Annotated in this window: 14 protein-coding genes, 1 tRNA gene and 1 pseudogene; 7 read left to right on the top strand and 9 right to left on the bottom strand. The window is 53.2% G+C overall.

The annotated features are described in order from the left end of the window. The first annotated feature begins 25 nt into the window (after positions 1-25). On the top strand, positions 26-1,798 hold the full coding sequence (locus JMJ04_RS16475) for an ATP-binding protein (RefSeq protein ID WP_201371543.1): 1,773 nt from the start codon (positions 26-28) through the stop codon (positions 1,796-1,798). Here the strand turns inward: JMJ04_RS16475 and JMJ04_RS16470 are convergent. Continuing rightward, the gene (locus JMJ04_RS16470) at positions 1,795-2,331 is read right to left on the bottom strand and encodes a hypothetical protein (RefSeq protein ID WP_201371542.1); all 537 of its coding nucleotides are present in this window, start codon (positions 2,329-2,331) and stop codon (positions 1,795-1,797) included. The genes JMJ04_RS16475 and JMJ04_RS16470 overlap by 4 nt on opposite strands. A 262-nt stretch (positions 2,332-2,593) precedes the next feature. After that, positions 2,594-2,665, bottom strand: a tRNA-Val gene (locus JMJ04_RS16465). A 369-nt stretch (positions 2,666-3,034) separates the two neighbouring features. Here JMJ04_RS16465 and JMJ04_RS16460 point away from each other — a divergent pair. Further along, positions 3,035-3,427 carry a hypothetical protein gene (locus tag JMJ04_RS16460; protein ID WP_201371541.1) on the top strand — a complete coding sequence of 131 codons (393 nt, stop codon included), beginning with the start codon at positions 3,035-3,037 and terminating at the stop codon, positions 3,425-3,427. A 170-nt stretch (positions 3,428-3,597) separates the two neighbouring features. On the opposite strand, the gene JMJ04_RS16455 is transcribed toward JMJ04_RS16460, so the two are convergent. Next, the gene (locus tag JMJ04_RS16455) at positions 3,598-4,779 is read right to left on the bottom strand and encodes an acyl-CoA dehydrogenase family protein (protein ID WP_201371540.1); all 1,182 of its coding nucleotides are present in this window, start codon (positions 4,777-4,779) and stop codon (positions 3,598-3,600) included. A gap of 6 nt (positions 4,780-4,785) precedes the next feature. Continuing rightward, positions 4,786-5,883: an acyl-CoA dehydrogenase family protein gene (locus tag JMJ04_RS16450; protein WP_201371539.1), complete on the bottom strand. Its 1,098-nt coding sequence runs from the start codon at positions 5,881-5,883 to the stop codon at positions 4,786-4,788. Between the two features lie 268 nt (positions 5,884-6,151). Here JMJ04_RS16450 and JMJ04_RS16445 point away from each other — a divergent pair, with 268 nt between their 5' ends. Then, positions 6,152-7,297 carry an RNA-guided endonuclease InsQ/TnpB family protein gene (locus tag JMJ04_RS16445; RefSeq protein WP_201371538.1) on the top strand — a complete coding sequence of 382 codons (1,146 nt, stop codon included), beginning with the start codon at positions 6,152-6,154 and terminating at the stop codon, positions 7,295-7,297. A gap of 301 nt (positions 7,298-7,598) precedes the next feature. On the opposite strand, the gene JMJ04_RS16440 is transcribed toward JMJ04_RS16445, so the two are convergent. The 3 genes and pseudogenes from JMJ04_RS16440 to JMJ04_RS16430 all read right to left on the bottom strand — a co-directional run. Then, positions 7,599-8,114 carry a CHAP domain-containing protein gene (locus JMJ04_RS16440; RefSeq protein ID WP_201371537.1) on the bottom strand — a complete coding sequence of 172 codons (516 nt, stop codon included), beginning with the start codon at positions 8,112-8,114 and terminating at the stop codon, positions 7,599-7,601. Positions 8,115-8,441: 327 nt separating this feature from the next. Beyond that, the gene (locus JMJ04_RS16435; protein ID WP_236038044.1) at positions 8,442-9,152 is read right to left on the bottom strand and encodes a lanthionine synthetase LanC family protein; all 711 of its coding nucleotides are present in this window, start codon (positions 9,150-9,152) and stop codon (positions 8,442-8,444) included. 263 nt (positions 9,153-9,415) lie between these two features. Then, positions 9,416-9,727 (bottom strand): annotated as a pseudogene (locus JMJ04_RS16430) (ISAzo13-like element transposase-related protein); the annotation flags it as partial. A 529-nt stretch (positions 9,728-10,256) separates the two neighbouring features. On the opposite strand from JMJ04_RS16430, the gene JMJ04_RS16425 reads away from it, so the two are divergent. The 4 genes from JMJ04_RS16425 to JMJ04_RS16410 all read left to right on the top strand — a co-directional run bounded on the left by JMJ04_RS16425 (position 10,257) and on the right by JMJ04_RS16410 (position 19,847). Next, positions 10,257-14,879, top strand: a complete 4,623-nt coding sequence (locus JMJ04_RS16425) for a type I polyketide synthase (RefSeq protein WP_201371536.1) — start codon at positions 10,257-10,259, stop codon at positions 14,877-14,879. After that, on the top strand, positions 14,864-17,857 hold the full coding sequence (locus tag JMJ04_RS16420; protein ID WP_201371535.1) for an SDR family NAD(P)-dependent oxidoreductase: 2,994 nt from the start codon (positions 14,864-14,866) through the stop codon (positions 17,855-17,857). Before JMJ04_RS16425 ends, JMJ04_RS16420 begins: the two co-directional genes overlap by 16 nt. A 194-nt stretch (positions 17,858-18,051) precedes the next feature. Continuing rightward, on the top strand, positions 18,052-18,807 hold the full coding sequence (locus tag JMJ04_RS16415) for a thioesterase II family protein (protein WP_201371534.1): 756 nt from the start codon (positions 18,052-18,054) through the stop codon (positions 18,805-18,807). Between the two features lie 101 nt (positions 18,808-18,908). Beyond that, positions 18,909-19,847 (top strand): ferritin family protein, encoded by a 939-nt coding sequence (locus JMJ04_RS16410; protein ID WP_201371533.1) that lies wholly within the window; start codon positions 18,909-18,911, stop codon positions 19,845-19,847. Positions 19,848-20,135: 288 nt separating this feature from the next. On the opposite strand, the gene JMJ04_RS16405 is transcribed toward JMJ04_RS16410, so the two are convergent. Both JMJ04_RS16405 and JMJ04_RS46550 read right to left on the bottom strand, forming a co-directional pair. After that, positions 20,136-23,051 (bottom strand): type 2 lanthipeptide synthetase LanM family protein, encoded by a 2,916-nt coding sequence (locus tag JMJ04_RS16405; RefSeq protein ID WP_236038043.1) that lies wholly within the window; start codon positions 23,049-23,051, stop codon positions 20,136-20,138. Then, a complete protein-coding gene (locus JMJ04_RS46550) occupies positions 23,045-23,416 on the bottom strand; it encodes a hypothetical protein (protein WP_236038042.1) in 372 nt (123 codons plus the stop codon). The genes JMJ04_RS16405 and JMJ04_RS46550 overlap by 7 nt, the downstream gene beginning before the upstream one ends. Positions 23,417-23,648 lie beyond the last annotated feature (232 nt).

The following is a 23,648-nucleotide window of genomic DNA, read 5'->3' as shown; positions in this document are numbered from 1 at the left end:
GCAAGGAAAGAGTATGGAGAGCAGCGTGCAATCGGAAATGCAATCCCAGGCAGGCGCGATTCGCTCTTCCACTGGACAGAACGCGGATCGCCTGGTTCATATCCGTGAAGAGATAGTATATCTCAATACTATCGGAAAGCGCTTCGTTGCGGCGTTTGATCGCTTTCAAGTCCACCGTGCCCTGCTTGCAGCCCTACAAGAGATCTATAGTTTCACTGCCTGTTGTATCTTGCTCAAAGGCCCTCCCAACCAGCTCTTCATTATCCCATCCTATCCCCTGAGCACACCCTTGCTCGAAGCCATGATTCACCGGATTACCAGCGCGGCTCATGTCATGGATTTTCCCCATATCGATGAGAAACAGCTCGCGGCAACCGCCTACCTGGATGCCCCCGATGAACTGGCACAACCTCGCGCGCGAAAAGGCGACTCAGGAGAGACCGTCGGCTCTTGCCTCAACATTCCTTTAACGGTCGAAAACCACATCATCGGACTACTTAGCCTCTTTGATGAACAGCCCGGCGCCTTCGACACCAATCTGCTCCAGCTTACCGCAATGATCGCCGATTATGCCGCTATCGCACTGGAGAATGTGCGTCTACGCGAACGGGAGAATGCACTCTGGCGGCAAGCAGAGCTTGAGCGCCAGCGCCTGGAGTTGGTAATTCGTAGTATGGCTGAAGGCCTGCTGATCACCGATGCAGAAGGGGCGGTTACCTCCCTCAATCAGTCCGCCAGGCATATGCTTGGACAGGCGAATGTCCATTTTCAACTCAACATCCCCCTGCACGAACTGGCTAAAGAAAACGCCGTTCCCTGGCTCGAACGCCTGGCAGATACCACTCAAGAAGCCCTGCAAGGGAAAACGGTGACGAATCAAGAACTCTTTATTGGCGAAGGTGACGAAACCGTACCATTGACGCTCCATGTGAGCGCCGCACCACTCTATGCCGCAGATGATGTCACTTCTCCTCCGATAGGGATTGTGGCCGTGCTCAACGATGTGACCTCGATGAAACAGGTTGAACGCCTGAAAGATGAGTTTGTCTCCGTCGTCTCACATGAGCTACGCACCCCGCTAACAGCAATCAAAGGCTATACGCAACACCTGGTACGACGCGTTGAACGACGCCTGCGCAAGCTACGTGGCACGCCCCCACAACTCAATCCTCTGCCCACACCCGAGCCACCTGAGAGCTATGACTTGCGCAGCCTGAACATCATTCAGAGCCAGACAGAGCACCTGGAACGCCTGGTCAATGATCTGCTGGATCTCTCACAACTTCAATGGGGCCAGCTACAACTACAATACGAAGAGTTTTACCTGACCGACCTGCTCAATGAATATGTCCATACTATCCAGGATAGCGCCGAGCAACATACACTCTACCTGGACATTCAGACACGCGATACACGTATCATTGCTGACCGCAAGCGGATTGGACAGGTCATTGGCAATATTCTGGATAACGCGATCAAGTACTCCCCCAATGGAGGAAAGGTTACTGTACGCCTGCAAAGACAGCAGGGGGAGTTCCTGGTGAGTATCATTGATGAGGGCATTGGGGTTAGTCTCGAGCACTACGACCACATCTTCGAACGCTTCTACCGCGTCCACAACACCTCAACCCAACAATATTCGGGCATCGGGCTGGGTCTCTTTGTGACCAAGGAAATTATTACGCGTCATGGGGGGCGTATCTGGTTTACTAATAATCAACACATTGGCACAACCTTCTACTTTACCCTGCCACCAACCGCACGCACGGCTTCCCACGAACTGCGCAACCACCACTAAAAAGCTTTCAATAAATCAGCGGGAGACGAGCCAAAGTGGTCATTGACATACGAGTGACCATAGGGTGTGAAATGGATGCTGGCCCAGGTGGACCGTAAGATCTGGATATTGCGCAGAATACGTGCCTCGCCCCAAAGTGGATAGAGCAAATCACGCAAGGCAAGCACAACATCGCTCGTGCTACTAACAAGAACGCCGCAACAGACCACCAGTCCGATAAACAGAGGATGGTGAGGTACAATAAACGGACTGAGAGGGGTAAAGAAGCCAATGTAGAGCACACTTCCAGAGACCAGTGCCGGGACAAGCGCGTTTAACCAGGTGAAGAACACGGAAGGCTTGTGCAAGACCATAAAGGAGACGCCAAGGGGACCAATTGCCCACCCGATCACAGGCTCCCGCCGTAGTAAAAGCACCAGGAGATGCGCTAAGCGGAAAGAGATTATCCAGAAGACGGCAAGCAAGACGGCTCCCAGCGGATATACCACCTGGAGGTGCAGGACATTCATAAGCGTAACTGCTAATGCTGGCATAGCATACCCTCGCCCAAAACACGGTCAGAAAGTCCTCGCATGAAGACAAGAACCCGCCGAAACCAGTAGTGTGTATCTATTATTATAAGCTATAAATTCGAGGGAAGCAATTGCAACAGCCCAAAAAGGATAGGAAAACAAGAATATAGCTCACAAAAAGAGGTAAGAACATTATTAGGAAAAATATGGGAGAGCGTAACCACGCAAAGAAGAACAAGCAAAAGATGAAGAGGTAAAATAGTTGCAGAAGGGGATTTAAAAATGGGCGCTACTGGGATCGAACCAGTGACCTCTTCGGTGTGAACGAAGCGCTCTCCCGCTGAGCTAAGCGCCCTAACTGCTGACGTCGTCATAGTAACATCTATGCAGCTATTTGTCAAGCAATTTTTGTCTTCAATTTACCATCCTCACGCTCCTCAATTGCCTCAGCTTGTGGAGGCACCTATGCTCAAAAGAGAGAGCTAATCTTAAGACCATATAAGCAGAGGGGGCCGTTTATGTCACGTATGTCCGCCGGGCGGGGAGTTAGCAAATGGCTGATCAGTACAGTGCTCGTTCCTGCATTGATCCTTGTTGTTCGTCGCCAGCTCGAACGTTTCGTCCAACGACATATCTAATCCATACGCCACGTGGCTTAGCCTGGCGCTTTTGTATGATATACTGAGGGACAGAAGTAATTTCTTGTTCTTTGGAGATAGTATCTATGGAAGAAAAGACCTCAACCACAAATGAAGTGGCAATGGAGCCAGCTAAAGAGCAACAAAAGGTTTCATCGACGCCAGAAATCGCCGGGAATGAGCCTCGCAAGGCCTATGGAACCGCCAAGACCGAGAATTTGCAGGATTCGGGACTCTGGCGCATCCTCTTGCCGGGCTTTGTCGCCGCGTGCTGCATACTCTTGTTCTTTATCCCGCTCGGCATTCTCTCCCCGCTCGTCCTGCAAGCCATCGATCCGTCCTCGCCAACGGGGCCTCATGGACTCAATCTCATCTGGCTCTGGATTGGAATGGCTGTGATTGAATTGACGATTGCAATTGTCATTTTCCTTGGCTTCCGCAAAATATTTTTTACGCAAGCGGGCAATTATCATCGTTAAGCCATTCCTCTTTCCTTCATCTCAGCTCGCCTTAAGAAGAAGATGTCAGAGTGGCGTCTGGGCCGCGGCCCAGACGCCACTCTGACATCTTCTTCCTGCAAGTGCCGCAGGCACAAACTATCAAGCCTGAAGAAAACCATGTGAGTAGCTCAACTCGAATGAGCGGCCCATCAAGGGATGCTGACCTTTGGGAACATGCGCCGCGCAATTACCAGGCGCTGAATTTGCGCGGTTCCCTCAAAGATGTCAAACACTTTGGCATCACGGAACCACTTATGGATAAACTGCTTTGTCTCCGTCATCTCTCCAGGCGACGAAAGACGCACAGCCTCAGCGGTTACCTTCATGACCAGCTGGCCCGCGTATGCCTTACACATCGACGCCTCTTTTGAATTGGAAATACGCTGATCAGCCATCCAGGCCGCACGCCACACAAGCAGCCGCGCCATCTGGATCTCCTGCCGCAGCTCCTCTAACTTCTCAGCGATCTCGCGGCGCTGATATGGAGCGTACCCTGCCGGTAGCTCATGCTGATACCAGGCTTGCGCGCCCTCGTACGCCGCCCGGCAGATACCAACCGCGAGCGCTCCGACCATGGGGCGCGTGGCGTCCAGCGTTCCCATAGCAGCCTTAAAACCACCCTTCGCGCCCGCCTCGCGTCCAGCCAACAAGTGGTCTTTAGGAATACGGCAGTTCTCAAAGATTAACTCGGTCGTCTGTGAGGCGCGCAACCCCATCTTCGCTTCAATACGACCAATAACCAGTCCTGGCGTTCCTTTGGGGACGACAAAGGGGCGAATACCCGCGCGCCCCATACTCTTGTCTATAGTCGCAAAGGTAATAATGAGGTCGGCCCTGGCCCCATTGGTGATATAGTGCTTGTGCCCATCAATGACCCACTCTTCGCCCTCTAACCTGGCTGTGGTCGCCATCCCAGCGACGTCTGAACCAATCCCGGGTTCCGTCAGCGCCAGGGCGCCCCAGTGTAGCTGGCCATCTCTGTAGATACGTAAAAATTTCTCTTGCTGCTCTGGTGAACCCTGGGCAAGGATAGGGGGAGCGGCCAGGCCCGGTCCAGGCATAGCGGTGGCAAGAGCGGCATCACCCCAGGCCATCTCCTCGTTGGCAAGCATCGCCAGGAGCGCGTCCTGGCGCTCGCCAGGCTGGCGAAACTGCCTTGCCTGTCCCTCTACTCCACCGCGGAAACGCTTCTGCATCTGCCAGAAAAACGACTCGGGAATCTGCTCGGTGCGATCACACTCCAATGAGATGGGGCGCATCTCTTCTAGCGCGATCTGATGTGCGAACTCGCGATATTCCTGCTGCTTTGCGCTCAAGCGAAAATCTAGCATGCGCTTCTACTCCATCGATGCGGCGTTGCGCATCCACATCTCAACGGGGTGATCCTGTAGAAAGCCAGCGCCACCCATAACCTGTACCGCGTCAATCGTCGCTGATTGTGCCAGCTTGATAGCCTGCTTCTGTGCGGCCTCTGTATCGCGAACAATCGCGGCTATATCCTGACCCTGATCCCACTGCGTCGCCGCCTGCCAGAGAAAGAGCCGTACCGCGTCCAGCTTCATTGCCATCTCGGCCAGCATAAAGGCAATACCCTGGTATGAGACGATGGGGCGCCCAAAGGCGATCCGCTCCTCGGCATAGCGACTGGCATACTCAAGCGCCGCGCGCGTCATTCCACATGCCACGCCAGCCCGCAGGAGCAAATACAGCGAGGCCGCACGCAATATAGCAGGCGAACCTGGCTCTTCAAGCAAGGCCCCCTCTGGTAAAACAACGTTCTCCAGGCGGAAAGTGGCGCTGGGAGCAGCCTGCAATCCTAGCTTCTGCTTCTCGGGGCGCACCTCCAAGCCCGCCGCCTGCTCTGGCAGAAGTACAGCACACAGACCATCATAGGTCTGTGTACCCTCTACCCGCGCTAGCACGACACGTAGTCGTGCCTGCTCTCCATGAAAGACGTCGCGTTTCGTGCCAGAGAGAAGATAGTGATTGCCCTGACGCTTGAGTATCGTCTGCACATTGCGAAGCTCATAGCCACCTGTAGGCTCAGCGATACCCAGACAACCACGCTCCAGATACCCGCGCTGGACATCACCAAAATCTGGAAGATAGGCTTCTTTCTGTGACACATTCCCCGCCAATTCAACACAGAGTGGCCCCATCAGCGAGCCGAGGATAGATAAGGCCTGGCCACCATCCCCATATCCCAATTCCTCAGCCACCAGGGCATAGGTAGCGGCCTCGATGGGGCCAGCACCTCCATATTCTTCAGCAAAGGGGAGCGTAAGCCCGGTCTGCGCGAACGTACGCATGACGTCTTGAGAAATATCGCCCTGTTTTTCCGCGGCTCTAGCCTGGGGGCGCAATAGATCAATGGCCAGGCTTGAGGCCAGGCGGCGTACCTCTTCCTGCTCTTCAGAGGGAGAAAAATTGAGCATCTTTCAAATCGGCATGCGGCGACCCCTTTCTTTAGATCTGTCTTTTATACACATTTAACATAGACAAAGAAGAGGCCCCATCAGATGCGGATTGACAAGCCTAAGATTTCAAGGCCGTATTTGCCAACTCTTCTTTCCCAGGCAACTTCTTCAGCCATATGGCGAATTCGCTTTGTAAAATGTGTAGAAAAGGCATTTCTTTAGATAGAGGGTGAAATATGCCGCTCCTTTCTTGCAAAAACTAAGCATATATGCTATACTTGTGCGTATGGATAGAACAATACGGATACAACTCAAGCCGACTCACGAGCAGAAACAGTTGCTTGACGAGACCACCCGACAATTCACGCAAGTCTTCAATGCTGTGTGCGCCTATGGATGGCAACACAGCGAGAAGAATGGCGTTCGGCTTCATCACGCGACCTACTATGACTTGCGTGAGGCGTATCCTCGTTTGAACGCCAATGTGCTCATTCAGGCACGCATCAAAGCCACGGAAGCCTTGAAATCGGCCTTTGACCGAAAAGCCAAAGGGCGCAAGGCAGGGCAACCCCAATCCAGGCAGTGCCCGATTCGCTACAATGAGCGGACCTCTGTCCTCAACTGGCAGACACAGGAAGTCTGCCTCTCCACTGTTGAAGGGCGTATTCTTGTTCCCTTTCAAGTGCCACCCTATAGCAGCAAGTACGCAGGCTATCAGGTAACAACGGCAGACCTGTGTATCCGCAATGAGCGTTACTGGTTGCATGTCGTGGTAAGTGTCCCTGAGCCCGATGTCCCTCAAAGCGACGAAGTGATTGGGGTTGACCTGGGACTTAACCGCCCGGCTGTGACATCCAACCGTCACTTCCTTGGTTCTCGCCACTGGAAAGAAGTGGAGCGCCGCCGTTTCCGTCTCCGTCGCAAACTGCAGTCCAAAGGAACTAAAAGCGCGAAACGACACCTCAAGAAGTTGTCTGGCCGCTCTTTGCGATTTCACCGGGACTGCGATCATGTCCTCTCCAAACGCATTGTTGAGCATGCCACCCCTGGCAGTACTCTCGTGATTGAGAACCTGACCCACATTCGCAGCACGAGCAAGATCAGGAAGAAAACGGAAACGAGCCGACGCCTGCATAGCTGGTCGTTCGCTCAATTCCATACCTTCTTGTCTTACAAAGCTCAGGAACGCGGGATGCAGGTGGTCAAGATCGACCCGCGTCATACCTCGCAAACCTGTTCTCAGTGTGGGCATCAAGCCCGAAACAATCGCCGTTCTCAATCGGTCTTTCACTGTCGCTCCTGTGGCTATCAACTCAACGCAGACTTGAACGCTGCTTACAACATTCGAGACAAATTTTGTCTTGCTCAGGGTGGTACATCTGTCCTGAGTGGGCCGTTGTCAGACGGCCTCTCGTCTCACGCTTCGGTGTAGAGACAAGCCCCTAGCTTGAGCTATGGGGTGTCTGACCAACGACATCCTTTCGCCATTCAATATTGAATGCATTCTCTGAACACGTCCAGGGAGTAGACAGCCCTACTTAAGAATACATGCCGTTTCATCTCTTCTTATTTTATGCGATATGTTCTCCTGAACGCAACCGAAATGCACATAAAAAGAGCTTGAAAGCATCAACTGATACTTTCAAGCCCTACGCCAGGCCGATTCTTTTACAATCCGGAGTTAATCGTGGCAATAGCTCAGCAAAAACTGGGTATCATCTGCATAAAAGACACTACCCCCAGATAAACGAGACTCCTGGACCTGGATAATACTCATTATGCGTCACTTCACCAGGCCCTCCACCCGCGTTCATGGCGCTCATGACCACGGCTCCATCACTCTCTATTGCCTCGACCACGCCTACATGTCCATAGCCCATGGCTCCCTGGACACCATCTTGCAGCACTATGATCGCGTAGAGCTGAGGCTGACTCGATACATTCCAGCCATAATTATAGGCCTGGCCAACCCACTCGTTAGCGTTGCCGTAGAGCCAGGGGACATAGTAGCCATGCAAATCATGATATCGCTCATTCGCGTACCAGGTGCACTCTCCATAGGGGTAAACGTTCTCATATACTGCGTCATCTGCATGTGCCACCCCAGGGGCTTGAAATCCATGAATGCTCACGCTCAATGCCGCAACGATAGTGAACATTACCAACGCTACCGCCGCACATCTCCACACCGCACCCTTTACTCCGTTGCCTGACTGAAATACTTTCCAGCTCTTTTGATGCGTTCGCACTGTTCCCCTCTTCCAATTAGTTCCAATAGTAAGATCTCGTTATCACACGCCCTTCCTCTACAGGTCAGTAAAAACCTGGCCCATAAATAACGACATAGAGAAAAAGCGCGCCTACACATACTATACAGATAAGAAAAAAGCATATATGCCTATGATAGGAAACAGCATCATAAAGCAGCATCATACTTCTCACCATATCATTTTTGGCTATAAGGCATACCAGGCTTTACATTCTGTTGCGAAGAGAGACAAATGTGCACCAGGGTCCAGAGAAAGACTTGCTCTCCGGCTCCTGGTGTACGCTATTATGCTCTTATGAGGTACTCGCTATTGCACGCTGATAGGCGGCTCTAACTGCAAAACAGAGGGCACATAATGCATAAACGCTAAGCGGAGGAGCGCATAGCCAGCCCCTGAGAGACCCATCATCAGGCCTGGCGTCTCCAGGCCCATGGGACCACCACTGACCCAGCCCTGCCGATCAATTGCATCTAAAAGCTTGGGCATGGCTCGCTCGATCCGCTCCAGCAGCTGCGGCCGCTCCAGCATCTGAGCCGCGGTCAGCAGAATGTCTATATTGCCGAAATCGCCATGACAGAGAGAGTGGCTACTACCCAGGCCCTTGGCAAAGGTTGTCTCAATGCCAACCTCAATCTCTTGCCGAATGGCTGCATCATCGACAAAGCGCAAGCAGCCTAAACGCGCCAGGAGAATACCCGCCGCCCCGTGGCACCAGGCTGACATCCTGTATTTCCCATTCTCATCCTCTGGTTTACTTCCCAAACGCAGATCTGGCCAGTTGTTTGCCTCCGGCGAGAAGAGGTGGCGCTCATACGCAAAGGCCTGCAGCACGGCCTCGTGAAAACGCTGATCGCCACTCACGCTAGCCAGGCGCAACAAATTGAGTGCAATCCCGGCAGTACCATGGGCCATTCCCGCCAGGGCCACCGTTTCCACTGAGGCGATCCAGCCAGCCCTGCCGATACCAGTCCACACGCTCCCACGCCTATTGGGATGTCGTCGTGGGAACGAGGTCACCAGGACTCATTCCAACGGCTCTTCTCCTGGTGGGGCCTGTTCTTCCCAACCGCGAACGACCCAGATCGTCAAGGGCTCTTGGCTCGCTCGCGGTTCATTGCGGAGAGGCAAGAGGGTCATGTGTCCGAAGGCAAGCTGAACGTGAGTCTGCCGTGCCTGGTGCCCGTACCAAGCCGGCACCTCCAGTGGGTGGCACTCCTGGCTCCGCCAGGATCGTGCGTGATCCAGAGAGTAGTCGATCTCTTCCTCAAGCCCAGGGGGTTACGGCGCGTTTCGATAAAGGAAAACAGTCGATGTTCGATGGTATTCCATTTGCTGGTTGCTGGCGGATAATGCACAATGGTCAGCGTCAGTTGCTCTTCGTCAGCCAGTTCCTGAAGTTTCCTCTTCCAGAGTCGATTTCTTACGCCGTTGAACCCACCTCCATCTGCGGTAATGAGGATCTGGTTCATGTCGGGGTAAAGCATCTTGCTAGATTGCCGCCACCACCGCTGGATGCTCTCGACCGCAAATTCAGCAGTACCGTGGTCGATACTAACATTGGCGAAGCCATGATTGTAAACGAGATCGTAAACCCTCTCGGTTTTCTTGATGCGCTTTTTAGACCAGGTCGAGGATTAGGAAAGATCCTCGACCTGGTCTACTACAGAACGATTTCCTCCTTAATATACTAGGGACAGGTTCAACTGCACACAAAACGTTTTGTGATTTGTGCGTTTTTTTCCTTTATAAATGCACTTTGTTCCTATGTGTTATTTGGAATATATAATGTGATTTAAATATTTTTCAAATGAAGATAAAAATAGTTATTTTAAGTAAAAATGTTTTTGATGAATATTAGGGGCTTGATTTCTATGAGAAAGGAATATGATGAGCTGCAAAACCCTTTTAAATTCTATAAATGATCGAATTACGAGATATATGTCTATGTATGCGCTTCAAAAGAGAGATCTGCTGGATTAGAATGGCCCTCAATGAAACGGTTTTGAGGCACGCTCCTTGCATTATGGCGTCAGTCTCGCAAGGGCGGATGATCTTCCTCATAGTTCATATAGGTAACACCAGCCCACCTTCGGGCTGGCTGACAATAAATGGAGGTTATGCATGGATTCGCATCATTCCACTGAACCCATAGCGATTGTTGGTCTCGGCTGCCGCTTTCCAGGTGACGCCAACAGTCCCCAGGCATTCTGGGAACTGTTGTTGAATGGCACCGATCCGGTTGGAGAGATCCCAACTGAGCGCTGGGATCTGCGCCGGTACTATCATCCCGACCCCAGTCAACCCGGCAAAATGTACTCCCGTCATGCCTCGCTCCTCAAACAGGTTGATCAGTTCGATGCAGCTTTCTTTGGCATCTCGCCCATGGAAGCAAGTCGCATGGATCCCCAGCAGCGCCTGTTGCTCGAAGTCGCCTGGGAGGGGCTCGAAGATGCTGGACTGGTTCCGCAACAGCTGGCAGGTTCACAGACTGGCGTCTTTGTCGGTATTTGCTCTCGCGACTACTCGGATATTCAGCGACAAGATCCGACGGCAGCTAATCCTTACAGCAGTGCAGGTAGTGATGCCCTTAGCATCGCAGCCAACCGCATCTCCTATCTCTTCGATTTTCATGGTCCCAGTTTCAGCGTCGATACCGCCTGCTCCTCTTCGCTGGTCGCTGTCCACCTGGCCTGTGAAAGTCTCAGGCATGGCGAGTGCGAGCTCGCACTCGCTGCTGGCGTCAATATCTTGCTCGATCCGAATATGAGTATCAATTTCAGCAAAGCAGGCATACTCTCGCCTAATGGCCGCTGTCGCACCTTTGACGCTGCCGCCGATGGATATGTGCGTGGTGAGGGTGCCGGTGTGGTTGTGCTCAAGCCGCTCTCTCAGGCGCTGGCCGACGGTAATTCGATCTACGCCGTCATTCGTGCTACAGCCATCAATCAGGATGGCCGCACACCAAACTTGCACTACCCGAGCCAGCAGGCCCAGACCGCGCTCTTGCGCCAGGTCTACTCGCAAGCGGAAATTTCTCCACACCAGGTCCACTACATTGAGGCTCATGGCACCGGTACCAGCTCGGGCGATTTCGTCGAGTGTAGCGCGCTGGGCGAAGTGTTTGCTGCTTACCGCTCTCAGGAGCAGCCACTGCGCATCGGCTCGGTGAAAACCAATATTGGCCACCTGGAAGGCGCATCGGGCATAGCTGGTCTTATCAAAGCCGCGCTGGCCCTCAAGCACCGCCAGATCCCTGCCAATCTCCATTTCCAGAATCCCAATCCGAGAATCGCCTTTGAGCAACTGCGCCTCAAGGTGCAAACCACTACCGAGGCTCTTCCTCCCTTTGACGATCCCTACATCGTCGGCATCAATAGCTTCGGCTTCGGCGGGACCAACGCCCATGTCATTCTGCAAGAATACTCCGCATCGGCTCCAGCCGAACTTACATCTGCTCCTTTCGGAGAGGATCAATCCTTCCTGCTCCCACTTTCAGCGCGTAGCCCTCGGGCCCTGGGCGCACTTGCGCAAGCTGTTCTTGACTTCCTGGATAAGCCTGGCGTACCTTCTCTGCGCGATCTCTGCTTCTCCGCCAGCTTGCACCGTGAACACCACCCCTATCGCCTGGCATTAACTGTCACTTCCCTTGATGACCTTAAAGAAAAACTCCAGGTATTCCTCGCCTCCGCTCATCGCCCCGGAATTACCCTTCAGGGTGTGGCCCTCAATCACACTCTGAAGGACAACGCCAAAAGGCTCGCTTTTGTCTTCTCGGGTAATGGTCCGCAGTGGTTCGCTATGGGTCGCCACTTGCTGACCCACGATGAGCTCTTCCGCTCTGTCATCGAGCGTTGTGATCAGCGCTGGCTTCCACTGGCAGGCTGGTCGCTCATTGAAGAGTTACTGGCCGATGAGGCATGTTCGCGCATGGATCGTACCGAGGTCGCTCAGCCCACACTCTTTGCGCTCCAGATCGCGCTCTCGAAGGTGTGGAAATCCCTGGGCATTGAGCCTCAGGCGGTGATTGGCCATAGCGTCGGTGAGATTGCCGCCGCCTACGTGGCCGGCATACTCAGCCTTGAAGATGCTATCCAGGTGCTCTACCACCGCAGTCGGTTGCAGGAGTTGACGGCGGGCCAGGGCGCGATGGTAGCTGTAGGCATCTCCGCAGAGAAAGCGCATGAGCTGATCGCCCCATATGGATCGCGCGTTTCGCTGGCTTCGGTCAGCTCTCCTCAATCGGTAACACTCTCTGGTGAGAAAGCAGCGTTGGAGGAGATCACCGCTTCTCTTGTCGAGCAGGGTATTTTCTGTCGCTTCTTAAAGCTCAACTACGCTTTCCATCACGGAACGCTGGACCCACTCCGCGAAGAATTCCTGCGGTCCTCACAGGGTCTTCAGCCGCGAGAGGGCCACATCCCCTTCATTTCGACAGTGGTCGGGACCTCTATGCGTGGCGACAACTGCGATGCAGACTACTGGTGGCAGAACCTTCGCTGCCCAGTCCAATTCGCCCCTGGCGTTCAACACCTGCTCGATGATGGTTTTACCACTTTTGTTGAGATCGGTCCTCACCCAGTGCTCTCCGGATACATTGCTGAGTGTCTGGTCGACAAGCAAGCGATCATCCTCCCTTCATTACGTCGCAAGGAGAACGATCAACAGCTTCTCTTGCGCTCGCTTGCCTCGCTCTACACCCTCGGCTTCCCCGTTGCCTGGGAGCATCTTGTTGCTGGTGGCAAGTATATCAAACTGCCTACGTATCCCTGGCAGCACGAACGTTTCTGGAATGAACCTCAAGCCTCTTCCCAAGGGATGCAGGGGCATACTGTCCATCCCTTACTGGGCTATCGTCTTGCGGCAGCATTGCCACTGTGGGAGAATCATTTCGGTAATCACGATCTTCGCTATCTGCACGATCATCAGGTTGATGGTGTTGCACTCTTTCCTGCAGCTGGATATCCTGAACTCTTCCTGGCTGCTGCTGGTGATCACTTCCAAGATAGGGCCTATGAGCTTGCGCAGATACAGATTCAGCGCCCGCTCTTCCTCAGTGATGATCAGCAACTCACTCTTCAGACGATCTTGCTGCCTGAGGATGGCAAGATTGAGTTACGCGGTCACGTGTCTGGCGGTTGGCTTACCTACGCCAGTGCTCAACTCACGCCCCTGTCTCTCTCAGCGCCGACAGCCGTTGATGTGGACGCACTGCGCGTTCGCTGTCAGCACGAGCTAACAGCTGTGGACTTCTATCAAGAGTGCCGCCGCCGAGGGTATCACTATGGCCCGGCCTTCCAACTGGTGGAGCATATTTCCCTGGGTGAGCAGGAGGCGCTCGGCATGGTTCGTCTTCCAGAAGATGCCCAGGATTACCTGCTACATCCGGCCGTCCTCGACTGCTGTATACAGGTCTTGCTGGCCTTGAGCATTCAACACGATGCTCAGCTCCTGCTTCCTGTCGGTATCGAGCGTTTCCGCTGTTATGCCAAAGAATTGCCCTCGACGCCGCTTTATAGCTATGCACGACTTATCTCACAGGGGGCTCACTCGCTGACCGCCAACTATGTGCTCCTCGATAGTCAGGGCCACGTGCTAGTTGAAATCACTGGTGTGCGTCTACAGGCAGCCAACTTCTCGGACCAGAATGCCTCACTCTCTACGGATGAGCACATCTATGAAGAAGCCTGGGTTCCTACACCTCTGCCTTCATTGAAGCACGGTGTGGGCAGCCTTCCTTCCGTCACTGCTCTCGCGGCTCAAACATACCCTGGCATTGAACAGGTCTGCCGGGAATTCCCAACCGAGCGTTACTATCAGCATACACAACCCTTCACCGATCAACTCTGTCTGGCATATATGCTGACGACCCTCCGCCAACTTGGCTGGGACATGCAAGTGGGTGAGCACATCACAGTCTCGCAGTTACTCTCACGCTTGCACATTCTTCCCCGTTATGAGCGTCTGCTGCATGCCTGGTGCCTCGTGCTGGCTGAGGAGCATATTCTCACTCCATCTCAGGAGGAGGATGGTTGGACCGTCGTGCACACGCCAGAGGACATGAACCTCCAGGAACTGCTTCGTACAGGACTCACAGATCATTCCGAAAATCATCTCGGTCTGCTTCTGGTGATGCGCTGTGGGCATCAGCTGGCAGAGATCCTCACAGGAGCAATCGACCCGCTCTCTGTGCTCTTTCCCGATGGTGATGCCACCCTGCTCGAACACCTCTATACCAATGAGCTCCTTCTCAGAAGAAGCAATAGCATCGCTCAAGAGATGCTTCATCAGTTTGTTAGTCAACTTCCTGAAGGCCAGACACTACGTATCCTGGAGGTTGGTGCAGGGACAGGCGGCACCACGTCGTATCTGCTTCCCATCCTACCAGCAGACCGCTCCACCTACATCTTTACTGATCTTTCCGAAGCGTTTCTGCAACGAGCGCAACAGAAATATCAAAACTATCCCTTCGTCTCCTACCAGATTCTCGATTTGGAGCACGATCCGCTCACGCAAGGATTCGAGGAGCACTCTTTTGATCTTGTTATCGCTTCGAATGTTATTCATGCTACCAGTGACATTCAGCAATCGCTCCATGCTATCCATCAACTGCTGGCACCTGAGGGCATGTTCTGCCTGATCGAATCAACGCGTCCACTGTGGTACAGAGATATACTGACGCTTGGTCTGCTTGAAGGCTTCTGGCTTTTTCAGGATACCGATCTGCGTCCTTGTCTGCCCTTTTAACTAACCAGCAATGGCATGACGTTCTCTCAGCATCAGGGTTCGCCGCTGTAACAGAACTCTCCCCTCACCCTGAAACGGACCTGCCCGAACAGGCGGTCTTTCTGGCCCAAAAACCTTTCCTCATGCAAGAGGAGCGCCCCATTGCCGTATCTCCTGCCACCTATCTCATCTTTGCCGATGACATGGGCTTGGCTGCAGCGATGCAGACTCAACTTCATACCTCCTCGACGATTCTGGTGCAGAAAGGGGAGCAGTTTCAACAACTTTCTCCTGATCGCTTCCTGATACGCCCGTGTTCCCGCGAGGATCTACATACCCTCATTGAAACACTTGAGGGTGGGTGTCCTGAGCACATTGTCTACCTCTGGGGACTGGATAGTCCAGCAGGCGAGGTTACTCCTTCTCTGCTCAAGGAATCCGTTGATACTGTCTGCCTCAGCTTGCTCTTCCTTGTACAAGTGCTGCAACAGAAGATCCCAAATGGGCCTCGTCTCTCGATTGTTACCAGCGGCGTCCAGCCATTGTCCTCCGAGAATGGGGCTTCCTCCATTGTTCAGGCTCCGCTCTATGGCCTTGTCCGTGTTCTTGCCAGCGAGCACCCGGAGTTACCCAGCAAACTTATCACTCTGAGTGAAGCGAAGGCTGGTATCTACTCTTCTACAGAGATTCAAGCGCTCTGCGACGAACTCCAGATTCAAACCAACGACGCGGAGATCCTTTTGCGCGACTCCGCCCGTTTTGTCAATCGGATTGAGCGCGTTCCTCTGAGCGAACGCTTACGCTCGGATAGGGTGCTGGCTGATCCCTCCATGTCTTTCCATCTGGAGACGACTGCTTCGGGCACCCTTGATGCCCTCCAACTCAGTACCAACGCACGCAGGAGTCCTGGCCCTGGAGAAGTTGAGATTGCGATTGCCGCGACCAGTCTCAACTTCAAAGACGTGGCCTTAGTCATGGGCTTGATCCCTGCTGAGCCTGGCGATGGGAAGGAAGAGATTACCCTGGGCATTGAATGCGCTGGCACCATCGTTTCTGTTGGAGAAGGGGTGATTGATCTTCAGATTGGTGATGAGGTGATCGCCATGGCCGCAAATTGTTTTGCACCCTTCGTGACGACCGATGCGCGTCTTGTCGCGCGTAAACCTGCTCTTTGGAGCATAGAGGAAGCCGCAACGGTAACGGCGGTCTTTATGACGGCCTACTATGCCCTGCATCGGCTTGCCCATCTGCGCAAAGGCGAGCGTGTGCTGATTCACAGCGCGGCAGGTGGCGTGGGCCTGGCTGCCATTCAGATCGTGCAGGCCGCAGGTGGCGAGATCTTTGCAACCGCAGGTAGCCCGGAGAAACGCGCTTACCTGCATGCACTCGGCGTACAGCATGTGCTCGATTCACGCTCTCTCTCCTTCGCTGACGAAATTATGCGTCTGACCAATGGTGAGGGCATCGATATTGTGCTCAATTCGCTCTCGGGTTCAGCGGCAGAGAAGAGCTTGAGCGTGCTGCGCAGCTTTGGTCGATTCCTTGAAATTGGCAAGCGGGATTTCTTTGAAAATAAGAAGCTGGGCCTTCGGCCCTTTGGGCGCTGCCTCTCCTACTTCGCCATCGATCTTGGCCGTATGTTGGTGGAAGACAGAGATACTGTGCGCACGCTATTACAAGAGCTTGCTGGCCTCTTTGAGCAAGGCATTTATCGCCCTCTACCCTATGAGGTCTTCCAGCTTGCGCAGATCCAGGATGCCTTCCGCTACATGCTGCAATCCAGGCACATTGGCAAGTTGGTCGTCAATCTCCAACGCCAGTATGCGTCCGTACTCCACAAGTCAGTAACGCAAACTCTCGCTCTCCGACCGGATGCCTCCTATCTGGTAACTGGAGGTCTGGGAGGTTTCGGCCTGGCAACTGCGGCGTGGCTGGCTGCACACGGTGCACGCCATCTGGTGCTGGTAAGCCGCCGGGGACAGCCCTTACCAGAGGATTTGCCAATCATTGAAGCACTGCGAGCTGCTGGTATTCAACTCCTGATGGAAGCCGTGGATGTTACTGAAGAGGATGCCGTCAAGGCGCTTCTGGACAAAATACAGACTGCCTTTCCACCTTTGCGCGGCCTCTTCCATGCAGCAATGGTCCTCGATGATCGCCCCCTCGCCCAGCTGGATGAAGCGGCCTGGACAAAGGCGCTTGCGCCCAAAATGCTTGGAGCCTGGAACCTGCATCTGCATACCCGGCACCTGCCCTTGGACTTCTTTGTGCTCTATTCTTCTGCCAGCACTCTCGTTGGCAATCAAGGTCAGGGAAACTACGTGGCAGGCAATTTGTTCCTCGAAAAACTGGCGCATTATCGTCGCGCACAAGGGCTTCCAGCCTTCTCGATAGGCTGGGGCGCGCTCAATGAGGTTGGCTATGTTTCGCGCAACGCCGCCACTCTGCACCATCTTGATCTCAACGGCATCCAGGCGATGCAACCTCAACAGGCACTAGATCTGTTCGGATATGTTATCCAGAGGGAGCGGGAACACGCATGCATTGCGGTCCTTGATTGGGAGAAGCTGAATGCAGCCTGTCCGTCTTCTCTCTCTCGCACCCGTTGGTCGCACCTTCTTCCACGCGCACAAGAGGAAAGCAGCGGAGGCACCTGTATTCCTGCACTGGTGGAGATGACACCAGAGGAACGCCTAAATTCTCTCTCGACTTCGTTTCTGCAGAAACTCGGTCAGGTACTTGGTTGCTCCATTAGCGACATCGATCCGCAACAGTCGCTCACGGACCTTGGTCTGGACTCACTGATGGCGATGGAACTGCGCAATAGGATAAAACAGGATCTACACATCGACATTCCAACTGTGCAGCTCCTGCGTCCTCAAAGTATCGCTGACCTCGTCAGCTGGATGATGCGCCAATTCTCAAGCAAGGAATCATCCAGGCAAGCGACAAGACATGTGCCAACGCCCTCTGCAAAAGAAGCTGTGCTCAAGCACTGATGCTCTGTTGAATATGTTTTCTTCCGCAGATATTGAGTCTAGACAGATTTGAATATCTGCGGATCTGTGAGCATCCCAACGCCTTTTCTCTCAGATACAGCGGATGCGCGGTGGGATGCTCTTCTTTCAGGGGAGCGCTATGCTTCCGCCGCTGTTTCCGCACCTGCTTAACGAGAAAGCATATGGAGAAATTTATGTTCACTTCACCTGATGGTTGGATACATTATCCTCGACCCAACAAACGAGCGACTACCCGCCTCTTTTGTTTTCCGGGCATGGGAGCTTATACGTCGCTTTATGCTCATTGGCCTGATTTCTTGCCAGCATCGATGGAAGTATGCATCATGCAACTCCCTGGACGATTACCAGAGCCTGATATTCCAACTGATGCGGCGTTCTCTATGGTTATTGAAGCAATGGCTGAAGCAATATCCCAACACCAGGATCTCCCCTTTGCCTTCTTTGGGCATTGTTTAGGGGCAACCCTTGCTTATGAAGTTGCGCAACAGTTGCGTCGATATAATCACCATGGCCCCGACCAACTCTTCTTTGCTTGCTTTTCTCCCCCACATATGCTCTATGAGACGTTGCCTTTTTTGCAAACCGCATCGATCAGCAGTGACATATTTTTCCATGTCAACTATGTTAAGGGTCAGCGAAATGCTCCCGACCTGTTTGAGTTAGATGCTATGCTCTGGCAGCAGTATCGTTATTGTCCTGGTGAACCATTTGCCTGCCCGCTGACCATCTTTGGCGCTGAACTAGACCCTTATGTCTCTGCCGATCAACTCGCCGCTTGGAAAACGTACACAACTGGGCGGTTCGCACTCCAAATGTTTCCAGGCCATCACTGCTTCTTTTACATCGATGCTCAACCCTTACTTGATGCTATAGCAGGAAGGTTTCAACCTTCGTTGAACGGGGTAGAGCGAGAACCAGTGAGGAACTGAAGTCGCTCTTGTGCTTGAGAGGAAGCTGATTTTAAAGCGGGCCTGCATAGGCATCAGATAATAGGCATATAGTAAACCCGAAAAAGGCTAGGAGAATTTCTATGGCTCAACGGACCTATGTCACGCTAAGCAATCGTGGCTTGAACCATGACATATTACCCATGAAACTCTACCAGAAAGCAAAGAAATTGGGGATTTGGAATCCCTGCGATATTGATTTGACGCTCGACATTGAACATTGGCAACATACTCCTGATGTCTACAAAGAGACCTTGCGCTGTATTATTTTTGACTTTCAGGCTGGTGAGGAAACTGTAACGCTGGATCTGTTGCCCCTTGTCATGACCATTGCGCAGGAGGGGCGCCTCGAAGAAGAATTGTTTTTGACGACTTTCTTGTGGGAAGAGGCCAAGCATACGGAATTTATTCGGCGCATCCTGGATGAAGTGCTACAAGAACACGGAGATTTGCATGCATATCGCGCCTTGAATGCGGCTCACGACCTGTTCAGCGATGACCTCCCTCGCGATATGAATCGCTTGCTAACTGACCCATCTCCCGCCAATCAGGTGAGGGCTTCGGTAACATATAATATGATTGTTGAGGGGGTTTTGGCAGAGACAGGCTATTATAGCCTCCTCAGGATGCTCGATCTTATTGAGAATATCCTGGTGGAGACCGATGATGGTCCCTTCTCCAAAATGCTTGCTTCGACGAACTTTATGCCTGGCCTGAGGCAAGGCCTTCGCCTATTCCAACGAGACGAGTCTCGGCACATTGCCTACGGAGTGTTTTTGATCTCGCGGCTTATCGCGCAAGATCCATCGCTCTGGTCTATTGCAGAGGCGCATATGAAGAAACACTTTGCTTCTATTGAGAGCAATCAGTCGCAGAATGGGACATCTGAAGCTATCCGAGCTTATACGCGACAACAGTTTCAGAAGCGATTGGCACGGCTTGCACAAGCTCGTGAACAGAGTTTGGAGCAAATCTGCCAGGCAGATGGTGGCGAAGGAAAGAAATTTCTCGGATCTTTGTAAAATGGCAATCAATGTATCCCTGTCGACATCGAAGAGAACCATAACAACCGTAAGGCGTGGTTCTCTAAATTATGTTCTACGCCTGCAAACATGTCTCAGCACTGAAGCGAGCAGGAATGCCGCGCTCAACATTCTCCGTTGCTATGAGCTACAAGGAGCCTTTCCTGCTCGTAAGACAGGCAAACCCATCAGGAAGGTGGGTCGGGCGGAAAGCGTCCCACAGCCACCAGTTCTCTCTGAGGAGAGGACTGGTGGCTGTCCCCCCGCCGCAGAGGCGTGGGGTAGGCACTATTGAGCACTGATGGGCGGTTCTAACTGCAATACAGAGGGCACATGGTGCATAAACGCTAAGCGCAACAGCGCATAGCCGGCTCCAGAGATGCCAAGCATCAGACCTGGCGTCTCCATGCCCATGGGACCACCACTTACCCAGCCCTGTCGATCAATCGTATCTAACAGTTTTGGCATGGTTCGCTCAATGCTCTCAAGAAACTCAGACCTTTCCAGTACCTGGGCCGCGCTCAAGAGAATATCCATATTACCCAGGTCGCCATGGCAAAGAGAGTGGCTATTGCCCAGGCCTTTAGAGATGGTCGTCTGAAGGGCAATCTCGATCTCTTGCCGAATAGCTGCATCATCAACAAAGCGCAAGCAGCCTAAACGCGCCAGGACAATACCCGCAGCCCCATGACACCAGGCTGACATCGTGTACTTCTCATTTTCATCCCCTGGTTTACTTCCTGAACGTAAATCTGGCCAGTTATTTGCCTTCGGCGAGAAGAGGTGGCGCTCATACGCAAAGGCCTGCATCGCGGCCTCGTGAAAACGCTGATCGCCACTTACACTAGCCAGGCGCAGCAAATTGAGCGCAATCCCAGCAGTACCGTGGGCCATTCCCGCCAGGGCCACAGTCTCCACCGAAGCGATCCAGCCAATCCCAACCTCTTGTGGCGTCTTTTTCTCCAGCAAGCGCTCACCGCACTTGATCGCGGCATCCAGCGTGGCCTCAGATGGATGCACCTGGTAGAGGCTAAGCAAAGCGGCGAGGGCTCCAGCCGCTCCGGCCATCACATCAAACATCTCATCATGCGCCACAGACCGTACCAGCGGCCCTATGTGCTCCTCAGCCTCCAGAAACAGCGTAGGATCGTTCCAGAGAGTCCCTAGATGCGATAGCAGGTAGATATACGAGCCATCACCGTTATAGCCACCTACGGTAAAAGGGCGGCCCGATTTGCGCCTGTACTTCATCTGGCGGTGGAGCATTCTTAAGGCGTGCCTGGCAACCGAGGTATATTTCTCTTCTCTGGTCAGCGCGCCGAGATACGCCAGGAAGAAGACAATACCCGCTACCCCATTATATAAATCGGGATCGGATGGGTAGAGACCCCAGCGGCCCGATCCACGCGAGGTAATACTCAACCAGTCAAGGAACTCACCATTCTCTAGCCGCAATTCCAGCAAGCGGTCTCCAGCAGCAAGTGCAGCGTCCAGCACGCGCTCACGTGAGAACGGCGTGGTCGTTGACTCATACCTGAGCGAGGGATAGAGCTTGCGCCCGCTGGGGAGGTCCAGATTCACAAACGATGCGCGCGCAATCCAGGATTCGCGCTCCAGGTCTTCCTCATTCAATTGCTCGACAAACGCCTGCACCAGTTCCAGACCCGAACTCGCAAAAAAGTCTGGAACATGGATACCATGCCCATTAATCAAGTCTCGTGATGAAGCATGGGTATAGAAGAAAGGAATATCGCCAGCCCAGAGATCTTCAATCTCTAAATTCAGGAGTGGCTTGAGTTGAGGTATATTGTCAATATTAAACCATAGGCGGTCGAAGAGGCGATCACGTTCCAGCGCCTCACGCAACATGTTCGGATGGTAGCTATGCTCCAGAATCAGATCGTAGAGCTGTGTATTACGCGGGAGACAGCGGACCTCGATCTCAGCAAAACGCGCGACCTGGCTCTTCAGGAACTCTTCGCGGTGCGTCATCAACAGGCTATAGACAGAGACAAAACCGGTGACGAAATGCTCATTGTAGGAGGCAATATCAACCTCACCACCTTGCAGCGTGGGCAGATTCTGGCCTAATCTCAGGCTCATTTGCTGGTGCTCAACACGCATCTCATCAGTGCCAGCACCCTGTACAACAGAGACTAGTGTTGGAGCAAGCTGCCCCGGACGGCCACCCACGGCACTAATATCGACTCCCGCGTTCTCGCCATCCGACCAGATACGATTGGGGAGCATGCCCACATTCAGGACTGTATGCGGCGGCCCATCAAACAGGAGGTCCTGCTCTTCGCTCTCAGATGGACGTGGGAGGGCCTTTAAACGTGGCAGGAAGAGCACTTCAAGATCGACCAGGAAGGGATGCTCGCCACAGGCAATCAGGTTCTCTGCATGGAAATCGCCCGCATGCAAGGCATAGAGAATCGCCAGGTAGCCACCCTCGCGCTGGTAGAAACGCTCAACCTCTTCAACTGAGTGACAGGTCGACGGCTCAATAAACTCCACCCAGCCATATGTTTCGCGCTCCAACATCTTCAGCGTGCGAAACTCCGGCTCGAAGCCCTTCGCGTTCAGCCAGTTCAGCAGGGCCGAGAAATGGCGATCCGTGGCAAGCGAGCGTGGTTTATAGACCACGCGCAGGCCAGAACTCCAGCGGAGCACCGCGACACTACGGCCACCGCGATGGGTGTCACCTTTTCCCGTCTGCACCTCGACCAGTGCCCCTGAATCACTGCCAGGAGCAAAGAGGGCCTTCAGTGACTCCCAATCAAGGCACAGACGCTGCAACAGTTCTAACTGCATATTAACCCAGCGTTCACAGGTTTCGACCAGCAGGCGTGCCAGGACCGCGTATTCTTCTAGAAAGGCCAGAATGTGCTCCTGGTTGCGTAAACGCTGGAGAAAGCTCTGGAAGCGTTCCTCTGGCGTCTCCCCCTGTAGTAGCCCATGCACACGTGCCGCATTCAATTCCAGGATAAAAGTCTTCGTCGACTTACTGAGTAGCTCCTCTGGCAGCAGTTTAAACAGTGAAGCCGTCACCTGCTCTCGCTCAAAGGGTAGCGTTGGGTGTGATTTCGCCAGTTGATCCACACCGGCCTGCAAGCGCTGATAGCTGTAGACCAGCAAGGGTTGCAGCGCCACCAGAAATGAGCGTGACAGGATATGTTGCTCGCCATCGATTATCTTCAGCACAGAGGCATCAGGGGTTGATGATCCGCAAAAAACAGCGAGTAGCGTGCGTAGCCAGTCAGGCGTTGTCCCACACGCGCCTTCAGTTCCTCTACAGGTTCATTGAGCAAGTAGAGCAGATCTGCCTCCGTCAGCCCCGCCATCTCTAGACGCTGACGAAAATAATCGCCCTCATTAAAAGGCCGTTGTTCTTTCCAACGTGCCAGGCCCTGGCGAGCGTTGTCACTTATCGTGGACGTTGAATTTGTCGCCTGGCTATGGGGAAGAGAAGCGATACGCTCGGAAAGCGTTAATGCGCGATACCAGTTTGCGCTCACCTGTCTATCCCCTGGCTTCTCTGAGGTCTGAGCCATATCTCTCACGTTCATCTATATAATCCCTTGAAATCACTAGTTCATATTCAAAAACATAGTAGGGGTAGCCCTCATCGACAGCTGTGCAAATTCACACTCTGCACAATATGCTAACTCTGTCCCGATTCGTACTAATTATCGCTTTTACTGCCTTTTCCCTATCTAATGAAATTATATTTATGAAGCAAAACCTTTCAGCACAAGCGACACAATGATCAGGCACTCAAGAAAAACAGTGGAAGAGGGC

This window comes from Ktedonobacter robiniae, from assembly GCF_016587375.1.
GTDB classification, from domain to species: Bacteria; Chloroflexota; Ktedonobacteria; order Ktedonobacterales; family Ktedonobacteraceae; genus Ktedonobacter; species Ktedonobacter robiniae.
Note: the sequence above shows the minus strand (reverse complement) of the source record. Positions and strands in the feature narration are given on the sequence as shown.